6 protein-coding genes are annotated in these 8,585 nt (G+C 27.9%); 4 read left to right on the top strand and 2 right to left on the bottom strand.

The genetic code is table 11. The features are described from left to right. Positions 1-436 precede the first annotated feature (436 nt). Positions 437-2,233, bottom strand: a complete 1,797-nt coding sequence (locus OL66_RS00120; RefSeq protein WP_034171978.1) for an AAA family ATPase — start codon at positions 2,231-2,233, stop codon at positions 437-439. A 700-nt stretch (positions 2,234-2,933) separates the two neighbouring features. On the opposite strand from OL66_RS00120, the gene OL66_RS00115 reads away from it, so the two are divergent. From OL66_RS00115 to OL66_RS00100, 4 genes are read left to right on the top strand one after another with little or no spacing between them, the layout of a single operon-like run. Further along, positions 2,934-4,187: an ABC transporter ATP-binding protein gene (locus OL66_RS00115; protein ID WP_011161003.1), complete on the top strand. Its 1,254-nt coding sequence runs from the start codon at positions 2,934-2,936 to the stop codon at positions 4,185-4,187. Next, on the top strand, positions 4,181-5,029 hold the full coding sequence (locus OL66_RS00110) for an ABC transporter permease (RefSeq protein WP_084066001.1): 849 nt from the start codon (positions 4,181-4,183) through the stop codon (positions 5,027-5,029). The genes OL66_RS00115 and OL66_RS00110 overlap by 7 nt, the downstream gene beginning before the upstream one ends. Continuing rightward, positions 5,019-6,023 (top strand): ABC transporter permease, encoded by a 1,005-nt coding sequence (locus tag OL66_RS00105; protein WP_052177917.1) that lies wholly within the window; start codon positions 5,019-5,021, stop codon positions 6,021-6,023. The genes OL66_RS00110 and OL66_RS00105 overlap by 11 nt, the downstream gene beginning before the upstream one ends. Further along, a complete protein-coding gene (locus tag OL66_RS00100; protein WP_034171976.1) occupies positions 6,020-7,246 on the top strand; it encodes an ABC transporter substrate-binding protein in 1,227 nt (408 codons plus the stop codon). Before OL66_RS00105 ends, OL66_RS00100 begins: the two co-directional genes overlap by 4 nt. A 103-nt stretch (positions 7,247-7,349) precedes the next feature. Here OL66_RS00100 and OL66_RS00095 read toward each other — a convergent pair whose 3' ends face one another. Beyond that, complete coding sequence (locus tag OL66_RS00095; protein ID WP_034171975.1) at positions 7,350-8,453, bottom strand: hypothetical protein; 1,104 nt, start codon at positions 8,451-8,453, stop codon at positions 7,350-7,352. Positions 8,454-8,585: the final 132 nt, after the last annotated feature.

Here is an 8,585-nt window from a genome sequence, read left to right as displayed (position 1 = left end):
ATTTATATAATTATCTAATAATTAATTTATAAGACCGTATAATCGATAATTAATCATTGATAAAAAGATTTTGAATTTAATGTTTTTACGCAATTTATTGCTCCCTAAAGCTTTTTAATATCATATAAGCGATTGTTGGGGGTTTTGTTGTCATAATTATGATAAATGTATCAAAAAAGATAAATATTTTTGAAATTGTTTTTAAAATAAATGATTATTGTTATTTCTACAAATCATCAAAGTATTTATTACTAGATACTATACAATGATTTTTGTCTTTTTGCAAATATTAATTAATTAATTATGCAGTTTTAAGGGATATAAAAAAATAAAAAATATAAAGTAAACAAAATAAAAAAACCCATCAATTAAGACGGGTTTATTAGGGTATTAAATTGTAAAAAAGTATATAAAAGATTTGTTTTTTGTAATGTAATTATTGATTATTATCACTAGGGGAAGTTGGTTGTGGAGTTGGAGTTTCTTCAGGTCTTTGAGTAAATTTTTTATCTTCTAATTTTATTTTGTATTCTTTTTTCTTATTTGATTGTGTTTCTTGAACTTCATCAATTGAAATTGTTGTTGTATAAAAATATTTACTTTCTTCAGCAACAAAAGCATCTTTTCCTAAATTTTGTGTAGCAAGTTTTTCACTTAAATGTTTCCATTGTAAATTAGGAGTTTTGTTATCTTTATCATTTGGATCTTCTTTATATTTTTCAATAATTTCTTTAGCTGCATTATAACTAGCTTGAATAATTGCATTAATTTCTTTAGCTTGAGTATCATTATCCAAACTAAAATCCATACTTTCCGAACCTAATGACATTCCAAACTCTTTTACCATTTTAGTAGCAATAGTACGCACCTTTTTCAAATCATCAAAACAACCAACACTAACACTAGTTTCAAATACTTCTTCAGCTGCATGTCCTGCCAAAGCAGTAATCATTTGTTTTAATAAATCTTGTTTAGTTAAAAGTTGATCGGCTTGTTCGCCTTCATTACTAGCAGAAAAAAAGATAGTATATCCTCCTGATTGTCCTCTTGGTTTAGCAGTTACACGATGCACATCAAACCCTAGAGCATGAGCTACTATGGCATGTCCTAATTCATGATTAATAACTCTTTTTTTATCTGCTTTAGAGATACTTTGTTTTAATTCAGGACCCATTAAAATTAAATCCATAGCATCATAGATATGCAAAGGTGTAATTTTGTTTGGGGAATTAGTATCTTTGGAGGCTATCTTTTTAGCTTCTTTCACTAAAGAATTAATATCTGCAGGAGTAAATTTAGATCCGTGCAAAGTTTTTGCCACTTGTTTTAATTCATCATCTGAAGGATAATTTGTTTTTTCAATGTTTTCGCGTTTCATAAAAGCTATAAGTAAGGCTTGGGTTGTTTTTAAATCTGGAGTGCCTAAATAAATGTGCTTCCCTAAACGCCCTTCTCTAATTAAGGCATCATCTAAAAAATCTTTACGATTAGTTGCTCCAATAACAATAGCTTGCGGAGTTTTTTCATCTGAATCTACTCCATCAAGTTGAGTTAACAAAGCATTAAGAGTACCTGAATGTTCTTGAGCGCTTTTTTCTTTGCTTCTTTCAGCTCCAATAGCATCAATTTCATCAATAAAGATAAAATAATAACTCTGTCCACGTTGTTTGGCAGTTTCTTGAGCTACTTTAAACAATCCTCTTACACGAGCTGCTCCAACTCCTATATATTTTTCGACAAAATCAGAGCCAGTAGTAACAAAAAAAGGAGCTTTACCTTTAACAGAACCCACTAAACATTTAGCTAAATAAGTTTTTCCTGTTCCTGGAGGACCGTACAATAAAACTCCTCTTGGTAAATCTTTACGAGGCAAAGGGTTCATTTCATTTGCATCATCATTTACTGCTGAAATATATTCTCTTAACTCGTCTTTGACTTCATCATATCCAGAAAAGCTATCAATATTAAGATTGCCTTTGGGTCTGTATTCTTTTTCTTGTGCCCACATAGTATCTTCTTGGGTGTCTTTTCCCATAGTCTTAGAAAAATTTTCAGATGCTTTAATTAAAACAAACAGAAAGAAAATCACCATAATATTTACAATAATAGTACTTACATTAGTAGCAATTGCAAAATAATTTTTAGGTTTTTTGGGCGGAATTGGATAATTTGGCGGATTTTGCGGTTGATTATCTGGTTCAGGATATTCAAATCTTTGCGGTTCCCATTTCATAATATACCTTCCTTTATATTTTTATATATTAATTAGTTAGTTTAATTGGGTTTATTTTTTTAGTGCATTTTTTTAGTGCATTTTTTTAGTGCATTTTTTTAGTGCATTTTTTTAGTGCATTTTTTTAGTAAATTAATTTGAAATGATAAAAAAATTCCAACATAAAATTTTAATGAAAATAAACAAATTGACAAATACCAAAAAATAAACATAATAAGAATCTTTATAAGCATTTATCCAACAATTTTTAATTATTTGAATCAATATTTGCAAAAAATCATTTTACTATAATTTTCTTAACACATTTATTTTAACAAAATTTATAGATATTATAACAATATCAGCAAAAAAAGCACTTTTTATGATTGCAATTTATTAATTTTATGATAAGCTAAAATTAGCAATAAATAAATTTGAAATATTAAGAGATTTTGGTCCTTTTTGATTGTTTATTGTTGTAATTTTAATTACTCCTTTTTTATTTTGTTATAAATTGATTATTTTGCTTTATAATTATTTTATTGACTAAATTATTACATTTAGTTTATCGACTATTTTTTTATATTTGATAATTGCTAATTAAACAACAATTTACAACTTAAACTTATAAATTATAAACTTAATTACAAATTACAATTGCAATTGCGATTATAATTATAATTATTAACTTTATTTCTCCAAAAAAGATAGGTATCAAACCATGAAAACATTAATTATTTTAAAAGATTTAACCAAAGTATTTGACAATCAATTAATTTTAAGAGGCATAAATTTAGAAATTAAACAAAATGAATTTGTCACTTTATTAGGTCCTTCAGGTTGTGGAAAAACTACTATTTTACGTATTTTAGGCGGTTTTGAAAACCCTAGTAGCGGAGAGGTTTTATTTCAAGAAAAAAGCATTTTAAATGTAGCTGCTCACAAAAGACCAATTAATACTGTTTTTCAAAAATACGCTTTATTCCCTCATTTAAATGTCTTTGAAAATGTAGCTTTTGGCTTACGTTTAAAAGATTTTAACTCCAAGATTAAAGCTAATTTATCTCTTAATAAAACTCATTATCAAACTAACAAAGCCAATTTATCAAAAACTTTTCATCAAGAATTAACCAAAGATTTAACGCAAGAAAAAACTACCCAAATTACACATAACTTTAACAATCAAATTGAAACTTTAACCAAAGATTTTGAAACAAAACAAACTGCTCTTAAATGCAAAAAAATAAACAAGAAAGAGCAAGAAGAACAAATCCAAAAAGAAGTATTAAAATACCTTAAAATTATGGGTTTACAAGGACTTGAAAAAAGAACCATTGAACAATTATCAGGCGGACAACAACAACGAGTAGCAATCGCAAGAGCTTTAATTAACAAACCCCAAGTTTTATTACTTGATGAGCCTTTATCTAATCTAGATTTAAAATTAAAACAAGAAATGCAATACGAACTTAAAGAAATCCAAAAAAACTCAGGAATTACTTTTTTATTTGTCACTCACGACCAAGAAGAAGCATTTACTATGAGCGATAAAGTAGTTGTCATGAATCATGGCGAAATTCAACAAATAGGAAGTCCTGAAGATATTTACAACGAACCTGCTAATCGTTTTGTAGCTCAATTTGTAGGAGAATCCAACTTAATTAAAGGAGTGATGAAAGATGATTTTTTAGTTCATTTTGACAATCAAACTTTTAATTGTGTAGATAAGGGTTTTCGCAAAGAAGAAAATGTAGATATTGTTATTCGTCCCGAAGACATTGATATTGTCTCCCAAGGAAAAGGCTTAATTACGGGTATAGTACAATCAATTATTTTTAAAGGCGTTCACTGGGAAATTGATGTTAAAACTGCCCAAAGAACCTACACTATTCATACTACTGACCATGTTGAATTAAACAAACAAGTAGATATTACTTTTAATCCTGAAGATATTCATGTAATGGAGATTTGGTAATGAAAAAAACCTATACTTGGAAGGACAATCAAAAACTATACAGACTATTAATTTCGCCTTATTATATTATTTTATTAGGATTAATTATTTTACCTATGGGTTTTATTTTATTTGATTCTTTTCAAGATACTAACCAACAAAACGCATTTTTTGCAACCCGTTTTACTTTACAACACCATCAAGAATTTTTATCCAATCAATCATTTTTATACGTCCTTGCTAGATCAATTGCAATTTCTATTATTGTTACTTTTTGTGTCTTTATCATTGTCTATCCTCTAGCCTATATGATTTCTCGCCTCAAAATGAAATGGCAAAGCTTTCTTGTCATTCTCATCAATGGCACTATGTGGATTAATATGATTATCAAAACCCAAGCATTAGTCCAAATATTTCATTTATTACAAAAAACTTTTAATATCAATCTTTTAGAAACTAATTTTGCTATGATTGTAGGACTTATTTATTTATTTTTGCCATTTATGTTTTTGCCTATCTACACTGCAATTATCAAAATAAATCCCCAACTTATTCAAGCCTCCAAAGATCTAGGAGCAAACGAATGGCAAATATTGCAAAAAATTATTTGGCCCTTATCACTTTCAGGAGTACTTGCAGGCATTTGTCTTGTCTTTTTACAAACAGCAACTAATATTGTAGCTCCACGTTATCTCGGAGCAACTACCCAAATTACTATTGCTGAATTAATCGAAAACAAAGCTTTATTAAGTGGCGAAATCAAACAAGCTTGTGCAATTGCTATTCATCTTTCTTTAACAATGTTTTTGATTTTTCAAATGTTTAAAAAATTAAGTTTAGGAGAAAGCAAAGATGTCAATTAAATTATCTGGGGCAACCCCCCCCCAAACTGCTTCTACCAAAATCCCAAAAAAACCCAAAAAAACCATTACTAACACCTTATATATCATTTTAGTGTTAAGTTTTATTTATATTCCTATTTTATCTTTAATTATTTTTTCTTTTAACAAAAGCGAAGGCAGAATTGCATCTTTAGTTAATTGGCAAGGTTTTAGTTTTGAATGGTATTCTAAACTTTGGACTGACCAAACAGTTAAAACTGCTATCAAAATAACTTTATACATTGCTTGCCTAACTACTTTAATTTCTACTTTTTTAGGTACTTTTGCAGCTATTAGTCTTGCTCAAAGTCTTAACAAAAAATGGCGCAACATTGTTCTTAATGTAAGTAATTTTTCTATTGTTATTCCTGAAATTATTACTGCTTTAGCATTATTTGTTGTCTTTGGTTTTATGGGTTTGGAATCTGGTTTTTGGAAAATGCTTTTAGCCCACATATCTTTTTGCACTCCTTTTGTAGTTATTACTGTCTATCCTAAAGTAATAAATCTTGACCCTCATTCTTTAGAAGCAGCCTATGATTTAGGAGCAACCCCACTCAAAGCTTTAACCAAAGTAATACTACCTCAACTTAAAGGAGCTATGCTTTTAGGAGCCACTCTTGCTTTTAGTCTTTCTTTTGATGACTTTATGATTTCTTATTTTGTAGGTGGTTCTGAATGCCAAAATATTTCTGCTTATATCTACAGCCTCAAAGGAACTATTAACCCAACTGTAAATGCTTTATCTACTATTTTAATTATTATTGCTAGTTCTAAAATTATCCTTAATTTCATCAAATACAACAACCAAAAACAAAACCAAAGGAAAAATGCCAAAATAGAAGCAGAGGCAAATAACAATGAAAATGAAAGTATAAATGGAGCTACAACAATAACTACAAACAAAACCACAACCACTAACACAAAAACAAGCGCAAAGACAAACACCAATGAAAACGAATTTAATACCAAATGAAAAAGACAATTAAAACTGTAGCAACAACATTGCTTTTCATTTTAACAACAACTTTTGTTATTCTTATTATTCTTAATCTTAAAAACAAAAATATACTTCCCCAACACCAAGAAGAACAAACATTAACATTATTTAATTGGGGCGAATACTTAGAACCTAGCATTATTGAAAAGTTTGAAAAAGAAACTCACATCAAAGTTAAACAAGTTCTTTTTTCTTCTAACGAACTTGCAGTTACCAAAATTAAAAGTAAAAACCAATATGATCTAGCTATTTTAAGTGAATATGCAATTGATCAATTAAGACAAAGCAAAATGTTAGAAACAATAGATGATGGTGAATTAATAAAAGATGATAAACATTATTATGAATTAAACAAAGACCTCCAAGACAAACTCCCTTCTGAATTTAACAATTACGCCGTTCCTTATTTTTGGGGCAAAGTAGTTATTCTTTATAATAAAAACAAAATAACTCAAGATCAAATTAATGAACTCAAAGATCAAAATAAAGGTTTTAAATATTTAAAAGACACCAATTTAAAAGTAGCTTTATGCAATAACGCTCGCGACGGTTTAATGGTAGGTCTAAAAGCTACTGAAGGAAAAATTGCAAACCCTTCCCCATATGAATTAAATGAAGCCAAAAAATGGCTCTTAGAACTAAAACAACAAAAACCTAACTTAGCTTTTATAAACGACCAATTAATGGACCGCATGAAAAATAAAAATAACGAATACTATGATATAGTTATTGCTTATTCAGGAGATGCTAATTTTTTAAAAGAACAAAATAATAATCTAGATTATTTTTCACCTACAGAAGGAACCAACGTTTGGGTTGATGCTTTGGTAATGCCTAAAGGAAGCAAAAAAACCCTAGCTTATAAGTTCATCAATTTTTTAAGACAAAAAGAAAATTACAAAAACAATTTAGCTTTTACTAAATATAATTCTCCTTATGTTGGATTAGAAACTTTTCCAGGAATTCGCCAAATAGAAATCAAAGGTAACGATGAAGTTTACAAATACGACCAAACCACCCAAAAAACCATCAATACTTATTGGAACGACATTATTGCTTTTCCCAGCCAAAAAGATTATTGGCTATTTATCTTAAGTTTTTTCATTTTTTTAGCTATTTTTATCATATATTTCCATCATAAATTCAAAAATAAATTACGTTTAGACCAATTGCCCCAAAAAATAAAAACTTTAATATAATTTGTTCTAACCCCAAATATTAATCAATTAATATTCAAAAAACCAACTTTTAAGTTGGTTTTTCCTTTATAAATGAAACAATTAAAACTAATTTGGTATTCAATTAATTATTTTTTTCAATTTTTTTTATATAAAGATAAATTGCAATAATAAAAACAGCCAACAACAAAATAAATAATATATAGGCAAATATTTTTATATTGTAAATGTGTGTGTCATAAGTTTGAGATTTTAAATCACCCACATCAGCTAATTTATTATTGGTGTGGGGCAAATAAACTTTATTTTTTTGAGTATTTTTATCCACTAAAACATTTGTAATAGGCAATATTGGTTCTACATTACTACTTTTACCCCAAGTATAACGATGTTGCCAATCAACTACTTTATTATTTTCGGTACTTGTTTCTAAATAATGTCTTTGGGATGTTTGTCTACCATTTTTATCATAAGTAGCATCCCAAGTATCATAATGTTGCCAATCAACTACTTTATTATTTTCGGTACTTGTTTCTAAATAATGTCTTTTAGAAGTTTGCTTTTGGTTTGCATCATAAGTAGCATCCCAAGTATCATTATTTTTCCAATCCACTAATTTATCTTTTTCAGTACTTCCTTGCAAATAATGCCTTTCTAATAATTGATTACCATTTTTATCATAGGTTTTATCCCAAGTATCATGATGTTTGTAATCAACTAATTTATTATTTTCGGTGCTTTGAGCTAAAAAATATCTTTTAGATGTTTGTCTACCATTTTTATCATAAGTAGCATCCCAAGTATCAGGATTTTGCCAATCAACTAATTTATTATTTTCGGTGCTTTGAGCTAAAAAATATCTTTTAGATGTTTGTCTACCATTTTTATCATAAGTAGCATCCCAAACATTATAATGCGTCCAATCAACTACTTTATTATCTTGCGCACTTTCTAATTTGTAATGTCTTTGTGCTATTTGATTTCCGTTGGTATCATAAATTGCATCATAAGTATCAGGATTTTGCCAATCAACTAATTTATTATCTTGCGTGCTTTCTTCTAAATATTTTCTTTTTTCTATAACTCCATTAGCTAAATTTTCTTTTAATGGATTATTTGCCCAAACTGTAATTATATTTCCTAATAATACAATAAAAATCCATAATGCCAATAACAACAAGCACACCTTAGCCAATAAAAAATGCTTGGGTTGTTCTAAATTATTCACTTTGTAAAAAAACTCTTTTCTAATATGGCAATTATAAATAATTCCAACTTGAAAAAATTGCTATTATTTATTTTAATTATACAATTATCTCTTATTTTGTTTTTTATAATTGTAATAGTATTAAATACTATG

The organism is Chrysanthemum yellows phytoplasma (assembly GCF_000803325.1).
Lineage (GTDB): Bacteria > Bacillota_I > Bacilli_A > Acholeplasmatales > Acholeplasmataceae > Phytoplasma > Phytoplasma asteris.
Note: the sequence above shows the minus strand (reverse complement) of the source record. Positions and strands in the feature narration are given on the sequence as shown.